The sequence below is a fragment of the Mesorhizobium sp. P2_C7 genome (genome assembly GCF_056404515.1).
Map to the genome: position 1 here is coordinate 26,335 of NZ_JBFUDW010000017.1, position 19,326 is coordinate 45,660.

Genomic DNA, 19,326 nt, shown 5'->3' on the forward strand with positions numbered 1-19,326 from the left:
GCCGGGTAGATGGGGATGAAACAGCTTCTCCTGCTTCGCCACGCCAAATCGAGCTGGGAAGACCCGGGTCTCGCTGATTTCGACCGGCCGCTCGCCGGGCGCGGGTTGAAGGCCGCCAAGCTGATGGGGCGCGAGCTTGCGGCGCGCGACTGGCTGCCGGACCTGGCACTCGTGTCGACGGCGCTGCGAACCCGCGACACGTGGCGGCTGGTTGCGGCGGAGTTGCCTGCGCACACGCGGGTCACGTTCACCGATGCGCTCTATGATGCGTCGGCAGCGGATATTTTGGGCCAGGTACGTCAGGCCGACGCTTCGAGCGACAGCTTGCTGGTGGTTGGCCACAATCCGGGCCTGGAATATCTGGCGAACCAGCTTGCCGCGCCGGGGTCGGAGGCCAAGGCGCGCAAGAGGCTCGAGGAAAAGTTCCCGACTGCATCCCTTGCGCGCTTCGTCTTCGAGGGAGATTGGTCCGGCCTGTCCTCGGCCCGGCTGACGCATAGTCTGCGGCCGAGGGATTTAGGCTAGGTGCAAGACAGGTGTGACAGGCAACCTGCCGTGCACCCTGCTCAAGACATCAGTTGCCCCAAATGCCCTGGCCAGATTCGGGCAAGTCGATTGTGGCTTTCGTCTTGGTATCAGCAGCCTTGTAGCCAGCCATATCCGTGTTGTTGACCGCGCCGGTGACGGCATGGTCGACGCCGGCAACCGGGGCCACCGTCTGGTTGGCATTGTCGGATCCATAGTGGTCGCTGGCGGCGAAAGCGCTGCCGGTGGCAACGAGGACGGCGGTGGCGACGAGGGCAATCCTGTTCATTTTCAAGTCTCCTGGTTCTTGGGTTGGGCGGCGTCTTGGGAGGACGGTTCCGCTAAGGACAAGACCCCAGGCAGTGCGGTTTTATTCCTTGAGACTGAACTTTTTGCCGACTGCGAGATCGGTTGGCCCAGCGCGGGCCTAAAGCGCGTCGCGTTGAAACGGATTCAGGTGGCGCGCTTAAGCCTTTGTTTTTATGCATGTCGTTGCCCCAAAACCGGGCCACTTTTGGGCGACATGCACTAGCTGACGGCTATCCCTTGTGCGCAAAAAACAAGAGCGGCGGGCCAGGCCCACCGCTCTTTGTAGTGAAGGTCTGCGTCGTGGATCAGCGGCCCCAGATGCCCTGGCCAGACTGAGGCGGCACGTTCGCATTGGCGTCAGCCTGCGCCTTTTCGGACTTCAGGATCGAGCCGGTGTGCATAGTGTCCATGTTGGAAACCGAGTGGCTGGCAACCGGCTGGTTGACGTTGCTTGAGCCATAGTTGTCGCTGCTGGCGAAGGCGGTGCCGGTGGTAACGAGGATGGCGGCGGCGGTGAGCGCTATCTTGGTCATTTCAAATACTCCTGAATGAAGGTTGATGGTTCTGGTTTGGGAGGGTCCGGACAGACGCCGGCTTACCGGCCCCAGATGCCCTGGCCGGATTCCGGCTGGTTCGAATCGGGCGTCAGCCAGAAGCCGTGGTGCTCGACCGGCCTACGGATCGAAGCCGTGAAGCTGTGGTCTATTCTACCAGCGGGCGCGGACACGGCCGGCTGGTTGACATTGTCGGCGCCATAGTGGTCGCTGCTGGCAAAAGCGGAGCCCGTGGCAACGAGCATGGCGGCGGCGGTAAGAGCGATCTTGGTCATTTTCTTAACTTCCAGTAGTTCTCAGTTCAGTCCGTCTAGTGGCGTGCCCTTGGGAGGAATTTCGCGTCGCTCGGACCACACCAAAATGGGTTTCTCGTTCGCCGACTTCCAATCACGAAGATGTTCCTCCGCGCTCCGAGTCCAGACCTTGAAACGGGGCCAGCAGCCGGAGCGGCCAAAATTTTCTTTATCAATATCAAATAGTTACCAGATGTTCTCGGCCAACTGTATGGCATTCCGCCGAGCCGGCGTTCACCATCTCATCACGGTCCGTCAACATAAATTGAACCGACTGGTTCGATCGACAGTGGGCGCTTGCGCGCAAGCTGAACCGTTCGGTTCGATTTTGGCACCGAATGAGCCGATCCCGCCCGAAAAAATCCGTTGTCATTAGCCGGAAGACCGCATTTACCTTGCGTTGAAATCGATACTGTCGCTCATTCAGTCGGCATGGTCGGATGCTGCGGCCGATCAAGCCCGAGGCCATCCGGTGAAAGACTGAAGGCGGCGGATAGTGAGACAGCGATAGAAATGCGGCTGCTGCTTGTCGAAGACAATCTCGAACTGGCCGACTGGCTGGGCAAGACCCTGCGCCAGGCGAACTATGTCGTCGACGTCGTCCATGACGGCGAGGATGTCGAGCACGCGCTGGCCGCCGGCGGCCACGCGCTTGTCATCCTCGACCTTGCATTGCCGCGTATGGGCGGCCTGGAGGTGCTGCGCACGCTGCGAGCGCGCGGCAATCGGGTCCCGGTGATCGTGCTGACCGCCAATGCCAGTCTCGACGGCCGGGTCAAAGGCCTCAATGAAGGCGCCGACGACTATCTGGCCAAGCCGTTCCAGATCGAGGAACTGGAGGCGCGCATCCGCGCGCAACTGCGCCGCGCCAATGACCGCACCGCGCCGGTGGTTGCCTGCGGCGATCTCGTCTTCGACACCAACACGCGGCTGTTTTCGCTGGCCGGCGAAGCGCTGGCGTTGACACCGCGCGAACATGCGGTGCTGGAACAACTGATGGTCAAGGCCGGGCGCACCGTGAGCAAGGCGGCGTTGTCGGCGGCGATCTACGATTTCGAGACCGATGCCGACCCCAGCGCCATCGAGATCTATGTGCACCGTGTGCGCAAGAAGCTTGAAGGGTCGCGCGTCCAGATCGCCACCTTGCGTGGCCTCGGCTATCTCTTGCGCCATGAGGATTAGCAGCCTCCGTTTGCAGTTGCTGGCCTGGGTGGTGTTGCCGCTCGCCGGGCTCGCCACCATCAATCTGTGGACCAGCCATGGCAACGCGCTGGCCACCGCCGATCTGGTCACGGACCGGATGTTGTTGGGTTCGGCACGGACCATCGCGGAGCAGGTCGCCATGACCGACGGCGTGCTCGATACCTCGATACCGCCGGCGGCGATCGAGATGTTCGATACCGGCGATCGCGACAGTGTCTACTACCATGTCAAGACTGCCAAAGGGCGGCTGCTGACCGGCTATCCCGACCTGCCGGAAGCGCCAAAGCACCCAAGCATCGAGGCCACCTATCGCGACCACCGGCTGCGGCTGCTTACTTTCAGCCACACCGTGGTCGGCGCCGGAGACGACTCGCCGATATCGGTTACGGTTGGCGTCACGCTTGCCGGGCACGATGCGATGGTGCGGCATTTGTGGTTCAACGCTTTCGCCCAGCAACTGGCGCTGGTGGCTATTGCCGGCATCTTCGTGCTGTTGGGCCTGCGTCGCGGCCTGGCACCGCTGATCAGGCTGCGCGACGCCGTGCGGTCGCCAAGCCGCAGCGACCTCGACCCGGTCGAGGTTCCTGGCGCGCAAAGCGAGATCCGCCCGCTCATCGATGCGCTGAACGCCTATATGGAGCGGGTGCGGGCGCAGATGGCGGCGCAGCGGCGCTTCATCGCCAATGCGGCGCACCAGCTGCGCACGCCGTTGGCGTTGCTGTCAACGCAGGCGAGCTACGCGCTGCGCGAAACCGTCCCCGACGCGCGCCAGGAAGCGTTGGTGGCGCTGCAGGCAAGCTCCGGCAGACTGGCGCGGCTGGCCGAACAGCTCCTGACCTTGTCGCGCGCCGAGCCGGGCAGCCGGCGGCCGCGCGCCGACCGCGTCGACCTGACCGAAGCCGCCCGCCATGTGCTGGAAACGCAGGCGCCGACAGCAATCGGTCGCAACATCGATCTCGGCCTCGAGGAGGCAGGACCCGTGCCGGTCATCGGCGACGGCACTATGCTGCGCGAGATGATCGTCAACCTTGTCGACAACGCGCTGCGCTATTCGCCGGCCGGCGGCAGCATCACGGTCAAGCTGGCGGCCGTTGACGACGAAGCCGTGCTGACGGTCACCGACGACGGGCCTGGCATCCCAGTGGACGAACGAGACCATGTTTTCGAGCGCTTCTACCGCGTTGCCGGATCGACCGAGGAAGGCAGCGGCCTTGGCCTCGCCATCGTGCGCGAGGTCGTCGAAAATACCGGCGGCCGCGTCACCCTCGGGGATGGCGCGACCGGCGGCCTGGTGGTTGAGGTCAGGCTGCCTTTGGCGAGCAGCTAGGCTTGCCGCTCACTGCGTCTCATGCAGTGGCTGGGGACGCCATTTCGCCAGGCGATCCTCGACCATGGTCATCAGATATTCGGCACCGAGCGCCACCACCATGACGATGACGATCGCGGCATACATGCCGGCGGCGTCGAAGGATCCCTTGGCGATGTTGATCAGCAGGCCGATGCCGTAACGCGAGCCGACGAACTCGCCAACGATCGCGCCGATGATGGCAAAGCCGAAGCTGACATGCAGGCTGGCGAAAATCCAGCTCATCGCCGAAGGGACGATCACCGAACGGGTCAACTGCCAGTTGGATGCACCCAAAATGCGCGCGTTGGCGATCATCGCCCTGTCGGCTTCCCGGACGCCCTGGAAGGCATTGTGGAACACGACGAAGAAAACCATCACGAAGGCAAGTGCCACCTTCGAAGCGAGGCCGAGGCCGAGAATCATGATGAAAATCGGCGCCAGAACCACGCGCGGAATGGAGTTGATCACCTTGATGTAGATGGAGAAGATATCGGCGGCCATCCGGTTACGGCCGAGCGCGACGCCGATGATGATCCCAGCAACCGAGCCAGTCACAAAGCCGATGACCGATTCCTCCATTGTGACATAGAGGTGGTACCACAGAGGCCCCTCTGACGTTCCTTCTGTCGTCCATTCGTACAGCCGCTGCGCGATCGCGCTCGGCATTGCGTAGAAGAACGGATCGATCCAGGCTTGGCGCGCGGCGATTTCCCACAGGCCGAGAAAGGCGATCAGAATGCCGACCCGCCAGAATATCACGGTGCGGCGGCGGTGCCGTGCCGCCTTCGCGGCGGCTGCCTCGATTTCCGCATCCGAAGTGCCCGGCCTGAAAGCTCCTGCGCTGATGTCAATGGCGGCATCGGTCATGGCGTTACTCCTCAGGCTGCGGCGCGCGCATAGCTGGTTTCAACCTCTTCCTTGAGGTCGGCCCAGATCGTGCGCGAGTAATTGATGAAGCTCTGCTCGTAGCGGATATCGGCAACCACGCGCGGGCGCGGCAGATCGATGGTGTAGACAGATTTCACCGTGGCCGGTCCGGCGGTCAGGACATAGACCTTGTCGGCGAGCGCAATCGCCTCTTCGAGATCATGCGTGACGAAGACCACCGAAGCCTTTGCCTCAGACCACAGGCGCAGCAATTCCTCGTGCATCAGCACGCGCGTCTGAACATCGAGCGCGGAAAACGGCTCATCCATGAGAAGAATCTCGGGTCCGTTTATAAAAGTCTGGGCCAACGCCACACGTTTGCGCATGCCGCCAGAAAGCTGATGCGGATAGTGCTGCTCGAAACGTGACAAGCCGACACGCGCCAGCCAGTCGCGCGCTGCGGCCGTAGCGTCCGACTTCGCTCTACCGCGAAAAAGTGGACCAGCCATCACGTTTTCGATCACCGTTCGCCAAGGAAACAAGGCGTCACTTTGGAAAACAAAACCGATGCGCGGGTCTATTCCCGTGACCGGGGCGCCCATGACGCGAACCTCGCCGGCACTTGGGCTTGCCAACCCCGTGACAAGGTTGAGGGTTGTGGATTTTCCGCAACCGGTCGGGCCGACAACGGCGACAAATTCGCCGCGTTCAACGGTCATGGTGAAATCGCGTAATGCTGTCAGCGATTTGCCGGTGGGTGAAAGGAAACGCCGGCTGACGTTGATCAGCTCGATCGCCGGTGCATTTTTTTCAATGGCCATGGTGGAACTCCTGGGTACGAGCCGACGCTCGCCCGTCGGCCCAAGGCCGCCGGACGTGAAAAACTGACGGGCACCGGCGCGATGTCGTTCATCGCGCCGGCACTGTCTGCTACTTGGCGTTCTTGACGAATTCCGAGGTGTAGGTCTTGGAGAGGTCGATCTGCTTGCCCTGCAGTTCCTTCTTGAAGGCCGAAAGAACCGTCAGCACTGTCTCAGGACCCCCTTCGGGCATGATCCCGTCGGGAGTGAACATGGCCTTGCCTGCATCGAGGGCCTTCACGTAGCCCTCCTTGTCGCCGACATAATAGTCTTTCGGCATCTTGTCGGCGATTTCGGCGCCCGTGTGGGTGTTGATGAATTTCTGCGTCTTGACGAAGGCATTGGCCAGCTTCTGCACGACGTCCTTATGCGCTTCGACCCAATCGGTCTGCATATAGAGGGAGGCGGCCGGGTAGGTGCCGCCGAGAGCAGCCTTGGTGCCTTCCATTGTGCGCATGTCGATGAGAACGGACGCTTCGCCGGTCTTCAGCAGTCGCGTGATCGTCGGCTCTGTCGTCATACCTGCCTGGATCTTGTCCTGCTGCATGGCCGCGATGAAGGTGGTGCCGGCGCCGACCGGAACCGAGGTGAAGTCACCGAGCTTCAAACCGTTCTTGACTGCGAGATATTCGGTAAGAAAATTCGTCGATGAGCCCAGACCGGTCACGCCCAGGCTCATGCCCTTGAAGTCGGCAGGCGATTTGATCTCGGGGTGTTTCGTCGAAACAAGCTCGACCTCGCCCGGCGCCTGGCTGAACTGGACGATGGATTCGACGAATTTGCCCTTTGCCTGCAGGTCGATGCAATGATCGTAGAAGCCGACAACCCCTTGGACGGCACCGGCGAGCATCTCGTTTTCGGCATCGACGCCGGCCGGTTCATTCAGCAACTCGACGTCGAGACCCTCGTCCTTGAAGTAACCGAGCGCTTCGGTCAGCTTGGCGGGCAGATAGATCTGTTTCTCATAGCCGCCGACCATGATGGAGACTTTTTCGTCGGCGCGCGCTGACGGCGCGGACAAGGCCATGGTGGCGACGAGTGCGGTTGTGGCGGCTGAATCAAGCAGTATTCGCGCGAGCGACATGGCCTCTTCCCTTTGTTCGTTTCCCGCGCCCTCTCTCTCCCATCGCTTTCCGCGACAAATACGGGGCGCGCGCCCAACACTTATGGCACCAAGCTTTCATTCACCTTTCAAGGCCGTGCCGAAAATCACCGCAAACCTTACGGATCGGTAAGCCGATGCTGGCCCGATCATGATCTGGATAGAGCCAGTTGCCGAAAACGAGGATCAGCAGCAGTTCGTTTGGCTAATCACAAGATCCGGGCGCGGTCCGTTCACCTCGCTCGGTCGCTCAATCCCAGCACGTCGCGCATGTCGTATTCACCGGGCGAGCGCCCCGCCACCCAGAGTGCGGCGGCGATGGCGCCACGGGCGAACATGCTGCGGTCGCCGGCCGCATGCGACAAGGTCACCGTCTCGCCCTCGGCGCAGAAGCTGACGCTGTGATCGCCGACGATGCTGCCGCCGCGCATCACCGCAAAGCCGATCTCACCGGGCGGCCGCACGCCTGTGACGCCATCGCGGACGCGCCTTGCGACCGTGTCCAGTTCGATGCCGCGCCCGCTGGCGGCGGCTTGTCCCAGCATCAGCGCCGTCCCGGACGGCGCATCGATCTTGTGGCGATGATGCGCCTCGACGATCTCGACATCCCAGTCCTCGGGATCAAGCGCTCGCGCCGCCTGCTCGACCAGTCCGACCAGCATGTTCAGCCCGAGCGAAAAGCTGCCGGAGCGGACGATGGCGATGGTTTTCGCGGCATCGGCGATGGCGGCCAGCTCAGCAGTATCGAAGCCTGTCGATCCAACGACCAGGGCTGGCCCGCCACGATCGGCGCAAAACCTTGCCAGATCGGCCGAGGCCGACGGCGTGGTGAAATCGATCACCACATCGGCCACGGCAAGTGCCTCGTCGCGGCTCACCAGCCCTTCGCCGACAATGCCCGGTCGGTGGAAGCGACCGGCGAGCGCCAGCCGCGCATCGGCCTGGACGGCGTCCGCCATCTGGCGGCCCATGCGGCCCAGCGCACCCGCGATGGCGATCCTGACCGGTGGTTGGGGCATGGCGCTATCTCGCGGCTATTTCCACATGCCGCGCATGCGCGCGCCAATGTCGACGCGCACCTCCGGCCGGGGCGCCCTGCCCTGTGCCGCTTGCGCGCTCGGCCACGAGACCTGCTGGAAGGCAGCGAGGATCGAGGCCGGGATGAAACGGGTGCGCGAGGCATAGAGATGGCGGTCGCCGCGCGCCGCCTGGCCGTGCGGAAAGAAGCGCTGCGGCATGACCAAGCTCAGATTGTCCTTGGCCCTGGTCATCGCCACGTAGAGCAGCCGGCGCTCCTCCTCGATGTCCTCCTTGGTGCCGACGCCGAGATCGGCCGGGATGCAGCCGTCGACCGTGTTGAGCACGAAGACATTCTTCCATTCCTGGCCCTTGGCCGAATGGATGGTCGACAGGATCAGATAATCCTCGTCACGGTGCGGTGGCCCGGCCTGGTCGCTGGTGGCGTCCGGTGGATCGAGCGTCAGCTCGGTGAGGAAGCGTTCGCGTGAGGCATAGCCCGAGCCGATCTGTTCGAGCTGCAAAATGTCGGCCCGGCGCGTGATCGCATCCTCGTGGATGCGCTCCAGATGCGGCTCGTACCAGAGCCTGACCTGTTCGAGATCGGCCGGCCATTTGGCGCCGGCCCGCAGGCCGGAATAGAGCGCGACGAAGCCCGGCCAGTCATCGGCCGCGCGCTGCGGCGGGCGCCAGCCGGCCAACCCCATCGCCTCGTCCAGCGCCGTCGTCATCGTCTCGACGATCTGCGCCGCGACCGAAGGGCCGATGCCCGGCATCAGCTGCAGCACGCGGAAGCCGGCGACGCGGTCGCGCGGGTTTTCGGCAAAGCGCAGCACCGCAAGCACATCCTTGACGTGAGCAGCATCGAGGAACTTCAGGCCGCCGAACTTGACGAAGGGAATGTTGCGCCGGGTCAGCTCGATCTCCAGCGGGCCGCTGTGATGCGAGGCGCGAAACAGCACCGCCTGCGATTTCAGCGCCGTGCCAGCTTCTCGCTCGGCCAGAATGGTATCGCAGACGAAATTGGCCTGCTCGACCTCATCGCGCACGCTCACCAGCCTTGGCTTGTCGGTGGATTTGCGCTCCGACCAAAGGTTCTTGGTAAAGCGCTCCGAGGCCTCGCCGATCACCGCATTGGCGGCGGCCAGGATGGTCTCGGTCGAGCGATAATTGCGCTCCAGCATCACCACGTCGGCGGCCTGCGCGAACTGCTTGGGAAAATCGAGGATGTTGCGCACCTCGGCGGCACGGAACGAATAGATCGACTGCGCATCGTCGCCGACCACCGTCAGCCCGGCGCCGTCGGGTTTGAGCGCCATCAGGATCGAGGCCTGCAGCCGGTTGGTATCCTGGTATTCGTCGACCAGCACATGGTCGAAACGCCCACCCAGATGCGCGGCTATTTCAGGCTCGGCCGCCATCTGCGCCCAGTAGAGCAGCAGGTCGTCGTAATCGAGCACGTTCTGCGCCTGCTTGGCCTCGACATATCCGGCGAACAATTGCTTCAGCTGCTCGGCCCAGCCGGCGCACCAGGGAAAGGCGGACCCCAGCACTTCGCCCAGCGGCGCCTGCGCGTTGACGGCACGCGAATAGATGGCAAGGCAGGTGCCCTTGGTCGGAAAGCGCGCTTCCGTCTTCGAGAACCCCAGCTCATGCCGGATCAGATTCATCAGGTCGGCGGAATCCTCGCGATCGTGGATGGTGAAGGCCGGATCGAGGCCAATCTCATGCGCATAGTCGCGCAGCAGCCGGGCGCCGATACCGTGAAAGGTGCCGGCCCAGGTCAGAGCGTCGGTGATCACCGCGGCGTCGCGGCCGAGCACCTCGCCGGCGATGCGCTCGACGCGCCTGGCCATTTCGGACGCGGCGCGGCGCGAAAAGGTCATCAGCAGGATGCGGCGCGGGTCGGCCCCCTTGACGATCAGATGGGCGACGCGATGCGCCAGCGTGTTGGTCTTGCCTGAACCGGCGCCGGCAATGACCAGCAGCGGTCCGGCAATCCTGCCGTCGCCATGCTCGACGGCCAGACGCTGGGCGTCGTTCAGCCGGGCGAGATAGGCAGGCTGGACGGTCGGTTCCCGAAAAATCGAATCAGAGGTGGCGAGGTTCATCCCCCATCAAGCATCGTTCTGCTTTGTTCGCAACGCTGATGCGAGAATGTCAGCCTGCCCTGCAGCCGAAGCGTGACAGCCGTGGCTAGCGCTGGGGATCGATCCCCATCGCAGCCGACTGGCGGCGCAAAGCCTCACGATCGTGTTGCGATGGCGGCAACAGCAGCGGGTCGACCGTATCGGGCACGTCCTCCACCAAGCAGACGGAACATGGTTGCAACACTCCATTGGAGCAGGACCAACCGAGGAAACGGAATTTGGTTCCCCTGGCGACCGTCTTGACCGCATAGTAGGAGATCGGGGCACCGCGAATGGGGCTTCTTGGGAAGAAGGCCGGCGCCGCTTGGGAGGAAGAATGAAGCGCCGGCCAAGCGGATAAATCAGGTCCGCCGCAAGTGACAGGCTAGCTGAGTCTTGCCCCTGCGTCACCGGGTGATTGTCTTCGTCAAACACGTACCCCTCACCGACCTGCACGTCGCCGGCCCGTCACAGTCGTGTCTTGACCATCATCCCGGCAATTTCCTTGAGCAGTTTTGCCGCCACGGTGGCGGTCAGATTGGCGATGTCGCGAGGCGGGTTTAGTTCAACGATATCAGCCGCCACGATCGGCTGGTTGACCGATTGAATCAGGCTGATGACCTGACGGTGGTCAGACCGCCGGGTTCGCGATGCGAAACGCCTGGCGCAAAGGCGGGGTCGAGCCCGTCGAGGTCCATCGAGATGTAGACCGGCGTCTTGAGATCGAGCCGCAGATCGTCGCCAAACCGCGCCGCCTCGATCACCTCGACACCGAACCGCTTGAACTGGTCGCGATGATGGTCGTTGACGGTCCGCAGGCCGACCTGGATGAGGCGGTCGGCAAGCCGCTCTTCCATGATGCGGGCAAAGGGCGAGGTGTGGGAGCGCGGATTGCCCTGATAGGCATCGTACATATCGGGATGCGCGTCGATGTGCAGAATGGTCAGGCTGGGATGTCGGCGGCGCACCGCGCGCAGTATCGGCCAGGAAATGGCGTGGTCGCCGCCGAGGCAGATCAGAGGATCGCCCAGCTCCAGCACGCGCCCAACCTCACCTTCGATCAGGTCCCATGGATCGGTGGCGGTGTCGAAGCCGATGTCGCCATGATCGACAAGCCTGTCGGTCAGATCAAAACCGGTTTCGCTCCACATGCTGTAGGCATCGGAGAACAATTCGGGACGGATATGGGCAGGTGCTTGCGCCGGGCCCTTGAAGAAAGACGAGTTGTCGTCGTGGGGAATTCCCAGCAGCGAAATCCTGGTCATCGGCGTCCGATCTCCGTCAGCAGGGAATTTCAGTAAGCGCGGGAGCTGGCTGGCGATAGCGATGGTGTTTGGGCCAGCGGCGGGCGCGCCCCGGCAATCAAAACGCAATCAACTCCCGGCTTCGCCGCCCAGCCTTTGCCTGGCCATGGCGACATGGAAATTGGTGCCGAACGGCAACCCGTCATCGTTGAAGTCGTAGCTCGAATTGTGCAGCGGCGCCGACGTCTCGCCATTGCCGAGGAAGACGAAACAGCCCGGCACATGGTCGAGGAAGCGGGCGAAGTCCTCCGAGCCGGTCATCGGCTCGCGGGCGACGGCGATGTTGCCGGGCTCGAAAACGCTTCTCGCGGCAGCAAACGCCGCATCGACCAGTTCGGCATCATTGCCTAGCGGCACGAATTCGCGGGTGTAGTTGACCTCGGCGGTAACATTGTAGGCGGCTGCGGTGCCCTCGGCGATGACGCGCATCTGCCGCTCGATTTCGGCGCTGACCTCGGGGCGGAAGCTGCGCGCATCGCCGAGAATGCGGGCAAGACCGGGCAGTGCGTTGCGGGTGCCGTCGGTGATCAGCTCGGTCACCGAAACCACCGATATGTCGGCCGGGCTCAGTCGGCGCGAGACGATGGTCTGCAGATTGGTGACCAGCGCGCAGGCGGCGACCAGCGTTTCGTTCCCCGAATGCGGCCGCGCGGCATGGCCGCCGAGCCCTTTCAACACGATCTCGAAATTGTCTTCTGCCGACATGATCGGGCCGGCGCGGGTCTCGAAATGTCCGATGGGCAGGCCGGGCATGTTGTGGAGGCCAAAGATTTCGTCAAAGGGAAAGCGCTGCATCAGGCCATCGGCGAGCATGGCCAATGCCCCTTTGCCCCATTCCTCGGCCGGCTGAAAGACGAAGCGCACGGTGCCGTCGAAACCGCCCTCGGCGGCCAGCAGCTTTGCCGCGCCGAGCAGCATCGTGGTGTGGCCGTCATGGCCGCAGGCATGCATGATGCCGGGATTGCCGGAACGGTAGGGCGCGGCGGATTGCTCGGTGATGCGCAAGGCATCCATGTCGGCCCTTAGCGCAATCGCCCGGTTGCCGCTGCCGCGTTTCAGCGTGCCGACGACGCCGGTGCCGCCGACGCCCTCAGTGACGTCATCGAGGCCGAATTCGCGCAGCTTGGCAGCAACGAAAGCCGCGGTGCGCCTTTCCTCGAAGCCGAACTCCGGATGTGCGTGCAGATCACGCCGCCAGACAATCATCTCCTGCTTCAGCGCGTCACGATCGAATTCGGACATTTCGTCTGTCCCCCCTGACCTACTTCACAAGTTCTGTGAGCACATCAAGCAGGATGTTGGCGCCGGCAACAAGCTCGGCATCCTCGGTGTGCTCGCGCGGATTGTGGCTGATGCCGCCGGCGCTCGGCACGAAGATCATCGCTGCCGGCACGATACGCGCCATCATCTGTGCATCGTGGCCGGCGCCTGACGTCATGCGTTTGACGCCGAGGCCGCGGTTTTTCGCGGCAGCCTCGATCAGTTCGACAATGCGGATGTCGAAGATCACCGGCTCGAAGCGGGCCAGCCGCTCGACCGAGATCGTCACGCCTTCGGTGTCGGCAAGCTGTTCGAGACAGACAGCAAGTGCCGCCTCCTCCGCCTGCAGGCGCTGCTCATCGGGGTCGCGCAGATCGACGGTGAAGACGGCCTGGGAGGGAATCACGTTGATGGCATTCGGCTCGAAGCGCATCGTGCCGACGGTGGCGACCGTCGGCGTGTTCGAGGCCTTGGCCCTATCGTGCAGGAAGGTGATGACCCGCGCGGCGGCATAGCCGGCGTCGCTGCGCATCGACATCGGCGTGGTGCCGGCATGGTTGGCGACGCCGTCGATGGTGATGCGTTGCCAGGAGATGCCCTGCAGATTCGCCACCGCGCCAATCGGCACGCCTTCGCGCTCCAGCACCGGCCCCTGCTCGATATGCAGCTCGAGATAGGCGTGCGGCTTGAGGAAGCCGGGCTCCTTGTCGCCGGCATAGCCGATGCGGGCAAGCTCTTGCCCCAGCACGCTGCCGTCGGTGCCGACAGCCGCCAGCACCGTCTCGAAACCGATGCCGCCGGCATGCACTAGCGAACCCATCATGTCGGGGGTATAGCGCACGCCCTCCTCGTTGGTGAAAGCGGCAACCGCGACCGGGCGCGACGGCGAAAAACCCGATGCCTTGAGGGTCTCGATCACCTCCAGCCCGGCAAGCACGCCGTAGCAGCCGTCATAGATGCCGGCATCGATGACCGTGTCGATATGCGAGCCGATGAGCAGTGGCGCCTGCCCGGCATTGTCCGGGCTTTGCCAGATGCCGAAAATGTTGCCGACCCGGTCGATGGCGACATCGAGCCCGGCCTGCCGCAGCCAGCCAACGAAGAGGTCGCGGCCCAGCCTGTCGGTGTCGGAGGCAGCCAATCGGATCAGCCTGCCCTCACTGTCACGACCGACGGCGCCGAGTTCGCCGATACGGCCAACCAGGCGCTGCGCGTCGACCGCGATCACAAATCTGCTCCCGCAAGCATCTTGCCGGCCAGCACATCGGCCGGGCTCATGCCGACCAGTTCGACATAGCGATGCGGGTCGGTGGCGCCTTCAGTGTTGATCACCAGCACCCGGGATCTGCCGTCGAGCCCAAGGTCGGCCTGGCGGTCGGCCACAGCCCGGATCAGCCCTGCAAGGCCGACGCCGCCGCTTTCGCCTGCGACGATCACAGGATCGCCGGCACTTGGCCGCGCCAACCGCCGCATGACCGCTATAGCCTCGTCCTCATCCACCGTCATGAAGGCGTCGGCGGCACGCGCCAACACCCGCCAGGCGACCGGAGAGGCCTCGTAGCATTCCAGCATCGCCATCACCGTCGCCTCGCCATGCGCAACCTTCACCACGCACCCCGCCTGGGCGGCCGCGACAACGCACGCTGCACGCGCGGGTTCGACCACGATGAAGGTCGGCCTGGCATCGCCGAGCACGATGGCAAGATAGCCGGCGACCGCGGCGGCAATGCCGCCGACACCGGCCTGGACGAACACATGGGTCGGTGGCTGCCGGAGCTGGCGCAATGCTTCGCGCACAATCGCCGTATAGCCCTGCATGACGAGGCCGGGAATGCGCTCATAACCTGGCCACGAGGTGTCGGAGACCACGGTCCAGCCCTTCTCGGCCGAAACTTGGGCGGCTTGCCTGACCGAGTCGTCATAATTGCCGTCGACGCGGATCATTTCGGCTCCATAGCGAGCGATGGCGGCGATACGCTGCTGGCTGACGCCGGCGTGGACGAAAATCACTGCCCGCGCACCGACGAGTTGCGCACCTTGCGCGACCGACCGGCCGTGATTGCCGTCGGTGGCGCAGGCAACCGTCATCGTCGCGGCAACCGCCCGAACATCCGGCTGACTAAGATCGGCCACATCGACGGGTCGACCAAGCGACCGACCTGCCTCTTCCAGCACCAGGCGGAGGACAGCATAGGCGCCGCCCAGAGCCTTGAAGCTACCGAGGCCGAGGCGAAAGCCTTCATCCTTCACATGCAACGAACCGAGACCGAGTTCAGTCGCCAGCGCCGGCAGCGCATGCAGCGGCGTTGTCCGGTGATTGTCGCGATGGGCGAGAAAACGCTCGACCGTGTCGGCCCCGGCGACCCCAAGCGTTTCGGCATCAGCCGCGTCGAGCGGCTGGCGGTGCAAGGCATTGTGGTTGGGCAGGAACACTGGCGGCCTCCTTGGCAGTTCAGCGAGAACATATTGCAGGATCAGCGCAAAGAGCGCTGTAATACGACCCTCGAAATGCAAGTTTGTTTCGTTAGGGATGTCTCGATTGCCTGCATCGCCACCCTCACTCGACAGTTTCGATCTCGCCATCCTCGGCATTCTGCAGCGGGACAATACGACGCCCCAGCGGGTTATTGGCGAGGCCGTCAATCTTTCGGCGCCGGCAGTGCAACGCCGCATCAAGCGCATGGAACAGACGGGCGTCATTGCCGGCAATGTTGCCCTGGTCGAGCCGGCGGCGGTCGGCCAGCCCATCACCATCTTCGTCGAGGTGGAGCTCGAGAGCGAACGCACCGAACTCATCGACGCGGCCAAGCGGCAGTTCTCGTCCGCGCCGGAAGTCCAGCAATGCTACTACGTCACCGGCGAGGCTGATTTCATCCTGGTCATCACCGTGGCCGACATGGGCGCCTATGAGGCGCTGACGCGAAAACTGTTCTTCGACAGCAACAATGTGCGGAAGTTCCGCACCTTCGTCGCCATGGACCGCGTCAAGGTCGGGCTGACGGTGCCCTTGCCCGGTTGAGATTTTGCCGGCGGGCAGACCCGGCTGCCATGCTTTTGACATTCTCCGAACGCGAATTTGTTGGCGGAGGCGCGCTTGGACGACACCACCCCAGTTGCAATTATCGGTGCCGGGCCAGCGGGTCTGGCCGTTGCCGCATGCCTGCGGCAGGCCGGGGTCGACTTCGTTCTTCTCGAAAAAGAGGCGCAGGCAGCACCCGCGTGGCGAAGCCACTATGAGCGCGTCCACCTGCACACGACCAAGCGCTATTCCTCGCTGCCTTTCGTGCCCTTTCCCAAAGATTATCCGCGCTATGTGCCGCGCGATCTCTTCGCCGACTATCTCGATGCCTACGCGCAACGCTTCGACCTGCGGCCCCGCTTTGGACAAACCGTGCGGATGATCACCCGGCAAGCTAGAGGCTGGCATGTCGAAGCGACATCCGGCGCCCTGCATGCCTCCCACGTTGTGATCGCGTCGGGCTACAACGCCGAGCCGCTGATGCCCGGATTTGCCGGCGCCGATGCCTTCAGGGGTCAAAGACTGCATAGCGCCGACTATCGCAACGCCACGCCTTTTGCCGGCCAGTCGGTGCTGATCGTCGGCATGGGCAACACCGGTGCCGAGATCGCGCTCGATCTGGTGGAAGGTGGTGCGCGGCCGACGATTTCGGTGCGCGGCGGCGTTCATATCGTGCCGCGCGAGTTGCTTGGCGTGCCCATCCAGGTGGTCGGCATGGCGGCTCGCCTGATGCCGCAACGCATCAATGATGCCTTGTTCCCCGTCATCCTCGATCTGGCACTGGGCAGGCTGGAGAAATACGGGCTCAAGCGACCGAGCCAAGGGATGTTGCAGCAGATCGCCGTGGCGTCGCGCATTCCGGTGATCGATGTCGGCACGGTCGGCAAGATCCGCGAAGGCGCAATCAAGGTCGCACCCGACATTGCCGAGATCACCGAGCAAGGTGCCCATTTTGCCGACGGCAAGCATGGCGAGTTCGATTCGATCATCTTCGCCACCGGCTTCCGGCCGGGCTACGCCAGGTTGCTGCAGCCTGGCATCCAGCCGGGCCGCAGCGGCGTCAATGGGAGGGCTTCGGAACTCGGCCTCTATCTCATCGGCTTTCACAATCCGGTCACCGGATTGCTGCGCGAAATCTCGATCGAGGCAGGGCAGATCGCCGACGACATCCGGCTGCGGCGAGACCGAAAGAAGGCGGCCGAATTCCTGCCGGTATGATTTGGCACGAGAGGAGGAGATCTCTCTTCAGCCTCAGCCTGCCGCGCGCAGCCACACCTTGTTGTCGTGGAAGCCAGCGCCACCATAGGGTGCCGGCGCATCGGCGCCGGTCAGAACGTTGATGCCTTCGCCGCGCTCATGCGCGCTGTTTGGCCAGATGCCCTCGGCGATGACGACGCCACGCTTGATGCCGTCGAACAGTCTCACGTGCAGCACCACTTCGCCGCGGTGGTTGCCGACCTCGACGCGGTCGCCGTCGGCAAGCCCATGGGCCGCCGCATCGTCGGGATGCAGAAGCAGTTCCGGCCGCACTTCCTTGGCCTTCGACACCGGTGTTTCCGAAAATGTCGAGTTGAGGAAATTGCGCGCCGGCGAGGTCGCCAGCCGGAACGGATGCGCCTCATCGGCGACCTCGATCAGGTCGACATGGTCGGGGAATTCCGGCAGCCGCTCCACCGGGCCGAAAAGACCCATGCTCTTCGGCGGCCGGTTCGGCGCCGCCTGCCCGGTCCAGTCGGCGCGGAAGCGGAATTTTCCATCCGCATGGCCGAATCCCTTGATGAAATGCGCGGTGTCGAAATCCGGCTGCAGGTCAACCCACTTGTCTTCCTTCAAGCTGTCGAAGCTACCCAGCCCGCGCTTGCCCAGGATGATGTCGATATGCTGCTGTTCTGTCAGGCCGAAGCCTGGACGATCGGCGACGCCGAGGCGCTCAGCCAGTTCCTCGATGACGAAATGGTTGGTGCGTGGCCCTTCCGGCGGGTCGATCAGTTTGGGGCCGAGCGTGATGTGCTGGTTGCCGCCGCCCTTGTAGACGTCGTCATGCTCGAGGAACATTGTCGCCGGCAACACGACATCGGCGAGCTTTGCCGTGTCGGTCATGAACTGCTCGTGCACGCAGGTGAACAGGTCGTCGCGCAGAAAACCCTGCTTCACCAGCCGCTGCTCGGGCGCGACATTAACAGGGTTGGTGTTCTGGATCAGCATCGCCGTCACCGGCGGGCCGCCATAGAGCGCGTCCTTTGCCCCGGTCAGCACCGGGCCGATGCGCGAATGGTCGAGATAGCGGACCGAGGGATCGCGCATCTTCGTGCCTTCCAGCACCTCCTGGTTGAGCTTGAAGATGCCGGAATTGGAATGGAAGGCGCCACCGCCCTCATATTGCCAGCAGCCGGTGACGGCGGCGATGGAGGCGGCGGCGTGCATGTTGACCGAGCCGTTGCGCTGGCGCGAAAACCCGTAACCGAGACGGAAATAGGTCTTCTTGGTCGTGCCGACGAGGCGGGCGAAAGCCTCGATCTCGGCGACCGTCAGAGCGGTGATGCTGGCCGCCCATTCCGGCGTGCGCGTCCGCAGATGCTCTTCCAGCCCCTTTGGATCATCGGTGTATTTTTCGAGATAGGCGCGGTCGGCCATGCCTTCCCTGAACAGCACGTGCATGACCGCGCAGGCCAGCGCTCCGTCGGTGCCGGGCTTCAGCACCAGGCCGAGGTCGGCCTGCCTCATCGTCGCGTTCTCATAGACGTCGATGACGACGATCCTGGCGCCGCGCTCCTTGCGCGCCTTGATGGCGTGGGTCATGACGTTGACCTGCGTGACCACGGCATTGGTGCCCCAGATCACCACGCAATCGGATTTCGCCATCTCGCGCGGATCGGGTCCGCGCAAGGCTCCGGCCCCCATCATCCAGCCGGTCCAGGCCAGATTGGTGCAGATCGAACCGAAAAAGCCGGAATACTTCTTGGCGTGGCGCAGCCGGTCGATGCCGTCGCGCTGCACCAGCCCCATCGTGCCGGCATAGTAATAGGGCCAGACGGTCTCCGAGCCGTATGTCTTCTCGGCCGCGATGAACTTTTCGGCGACGAGGTCGAGCGCGGCCTCCCAGCTGGCGTCCTTCCAGGCACCGTCGCCCTTGGCGCCGAACCGCACCAGCGGCTTCAGCAGGCGGTCGGGATGATGGACGCGGTCGGCATAGCGCGCGACCTTGGCGCAGATGACGCCTGATGTATAGCTGTTGGCCTTGGCGCCATGGACGCGACCGATGCGGTTGCCGTCAAGCAGCTCGACCTCGAGCGCGCAGGTCGACGGACAATCATGCGGACAGGCCGAATGGCCGATGCGAAGCTTGGCGTGCTGGTTCATGGGGGGTTGTCTAGCGGCTATCGAATGCGAGGTGTAGGGCCAGCCCTTACCCTCCCCATGATCATGATGGGGAGGGTCGGCGCGCGACGCCGGGGTGGGTGAGGCGTCGCGCTGACCCCCACCCCGCTCCGCTTCGCGGATCGACCCTCCCCACAAGGGGACGGTATGTGCGGTCG

The 19,326-nt window shown here is 63.7% G+C and carries 17 protein-coding genes and 1 pseudogene; 5 read left to right on the plus strand and 13 right to left on the minus strand.

All coding sequences use genetic code 11. From position 1 onward, the window contains the following. The first annotated feature begins 15 nt into the window (after positions 1–15). Positions 16–525: a SixA phosphatase family protein gene (locus tag AC1D2G_RS28525; RefSeq protein WP_477418256.1), complete on the plus strand. Its 510-nt coding sequence runs from the start codon at positions 16–18 to the stop codon at positions 523–525. A 49-nt stretch (positions 526–574) separates the two neighbouring features. Here the strand turns inward: AC1D2G_RS28525 and AC1D2G_RS28530 are convergent, their stop codons facing one another. The 3 genes from AC1D2G_RS28530 to AC1D2G_RS28540 form a co-directional block, all read right to left on the minus strand. After that, on the minus strand, positions 575–814 hold the full coding sequence (locus AC1D2G_RS28530) for a DUF680 domain-containing protein (protein ID WP_477418257.1): 240 nt from the start codon (positions 812–814) through the stop codon (positions 575–577). A 325-nt stretch (positions 815–1,139) separates the two neighbouring features. After that, positions 1,140–1,367: a DUF680 domain-containing protein gene (locus tag AC1D2G_RS28535; RefSeq protein ID WP_477418259.1), complete on the minus strand. Its 228-nt coding sequence runs from the start codon at positions 1,365–1,367 to the stop codon at positions 1,140–1,142. A 62-nt stretch (positions 1,368–1,429) separates the two neighbouring features. Beyond that, positions 1,430–1,663 (minus strand): DUF680 domain-containing protein, encoded by a 234-nt coding sequence (locus AC1D2G_RS28540; RefSeq protein WP_477418261.1) that lies wholly within the window; start codon positions 1,661–1,663, stop codon positions 1,430–1,432. Positions 1,664–2,194: 531 nt separating this feature from the next. Between AC1D2G_RS28540 and AC1D2G_RS28545 the strand changes: the two genes are divergently transcribed. Together AC1D2G_RS28545 and AC1D2G_RS28550 are read left to right on the plus strand one after the other, a co-directional pair. Continuing rightward, positions 2,195–2,863, plus strand: coding sequence for a response regulator (locus AC1D2G_RS28545; RefSeq protein WP_477418263.1), 669 nt, complete (start codon positions 2,195–2,197; stop codon positions 2,861–2,863). Then, the gene (locus AC1D2G_RS28550) at positions 2,853–4,211 is read left to right on the plus strand and encodes a sensor histidine kinase (protein ID WP_477418265.1); all 1,359 of its coding nucleotides are present in this window, start codon (positions 2,853–2,855) and stop codon (positions 4,209–4,211) included. The genes AC1D2G_RS28545 and AC1D2G_RS28550 overlap by 11 nt, the downstream gene beginning before the upstream one ends. Before the next feature lie 9 nt (positions 4,212–4,220). Here the strand turns inward: AC1D2G_RS28550 and AC1D2G_RS28555 are convergent, their stop codons facing one another. The 9 genes and pseudogenes from AC1D2G_RS28555 to AC1D2G_RS28595 all read right to left on the minus strand — a co-directional run bounded on the left by AC1D2G_RS28555 (position 4,221) and on the right by AC1D2G_RS28595 (position 15,204). Further along, positions 4,221–5,099 (minus strand): ABC transporter permease, encoded by an 879-nt coding sequence (locus AC1D2G_RS28555; RefSeq protein WP_477418267.1) that lies wholly within the window; start codon positions 5,097–5,099, stop codon positions 4,221–4,223. Between the two features lie 11 nt (positions 5,100–5,110). Beyond that, positions 5,111–5,920, minus strand: coding sequence for an ABC transporter ATP-binding protein (locus tag AC1D2G_RS28560; RefSeq protein ID WP_095086248.1), 810 nt, complete (start codon positions 5,918–5,920; stop codon positions 5,111–5,113). A 109-nt stretch (positions 5,921–6,029) separates the two neighbouring features. Further along, positions 6,030–6,986, minus strand: a complete 957-nt coding sequence (locus AC1D2G_RS28565) for an ABC transporter substrate-binding protein (RefSeq protein ID WP_457151407.1) — start codon at positions 6,984–6,986, stop codon at positions 6,030–6,032. 308 nt (positions 6,987–7,294) lie between these two features. Further along, a complete protein-coding gene (dapB, locus tag AC1D2G_RS28570) occupies positions 7,295–8,080 on the minus strand; it encodes a 4-hydroxy-tetrahydrodipicolinate reductase (protein WP_477418269.1) in 786 nt (261 codons plus the stop codon). A 15-nt stretch (positions 8,081–8,095) separates the two neighbouring features. Continuing rightward, positions 8,096–10,189, minus strand: a complete 2,094-nt coding sequence (locus tag AC1D2G_RS28575; RefSeq protein ID WP_477397157.1) for an ATP-dependent helicase — start codon at positions 10,187–10,189, stop codon at positions 8,096–8,098. Between the two features lie 486 nt (positions 10,190–10,675). Further along, positions 10,676–11,472 (minus strand): annotated as a pseudogene (locus AC1D2G_RS28580) (agmatinase family protein). Between the two features lie 108 nt (positions 11,473–11,580). Further along, complete coding sequence (locus tag AC1D2G_RS28585) at positions 11,581–12,753, minus strand: M20 aminoacylase family protein (protein ID WP_477418271.1); 1,173 nt, start codon at positions 12,751–12,753, stop codon at positions 11,581–11,583. Positions 12,754–12,772: 19 nt separating this feature from the next. Beyond that, on the minus strand, positions 12,773–13,999 hold the full coding sequence (locus AC1D2G_RS28590) for an allantoate amidohydrolase (protein ID WP_477418273.1): 1,227 nt from the start codon (positions 13,997–13,999) through the stop codon (positions 12,773–12,775). After that, positions 13,996–15,204 (minus strand): diaminopropionate ammonia-lyase, encoded by a 1,209-nt coding sequence (locus AC1D2G_RS28595; protein ID WP_477418275.1) that lies wholly within the window; start codon positions 15,202–15,204, stop codon positions 13,996–13,998. Before AC1D2G_RS28595 ends, AC1D2G_RS28590 begins: the two co-directional genes overlap by 4 nt. Before the next feature lie 106 nt (positions 15,205–15,310). On the opposite strand from AC1D2G_RS28595, the gene AC1D2G_RS28600 reads away from it, so the two are divergent. Together AC1D2G_RS28600 and AC1D2G_RS28605 are read left to right on the plus strand one after the other, a co-directional pair. Then, positions 15,311–15,790, plus strand: a complete 480-nt coding sequence (locus tag AC1D2G_RS28600) for an Lrp/AsnC family transcriptional regulator (RefSeq protein ID WP_477418277.1) — start codon at positions 15,311–15,313, stop codon at positions 15,788–15,790. A 75-nt stretch (positions 15,791–15,865) separates the two neighbouring features. Continuing rightward, complete coding sequence (locus AC1D2G_RS28605; protein WP_477418279.1) at positions 15,866–17,008, plus strand: flavin-containing monooxygenase; 1,143 nt, start codon at positions 15,866–15,868, stop codon at positions 17,006–17,008. A 33-nt stretch (positions 17,009–17,041) separates the two neighbouring features. Here AC1D2G_RS28605 and AC1D2G_RS28610 read toward each other — a convergent pair whose 3' ends face one another. Continuing rightward, positions 17,042–19,150 carry a molybdopterin-containing oxidoreductase family protein gene (locus AC1D2G_RS28610; RefSeq protein ID WP_477418281.1) on the minus strand — a complete coding sequence of 703 codons (2,109 nt, stop codon included), beginning with the start codon at positions 19,148–19,150 and terminating at the stop codon, positions 17,042–17,044. Positions 19,151–19,326: the final 176 nt, after the last annotated feature.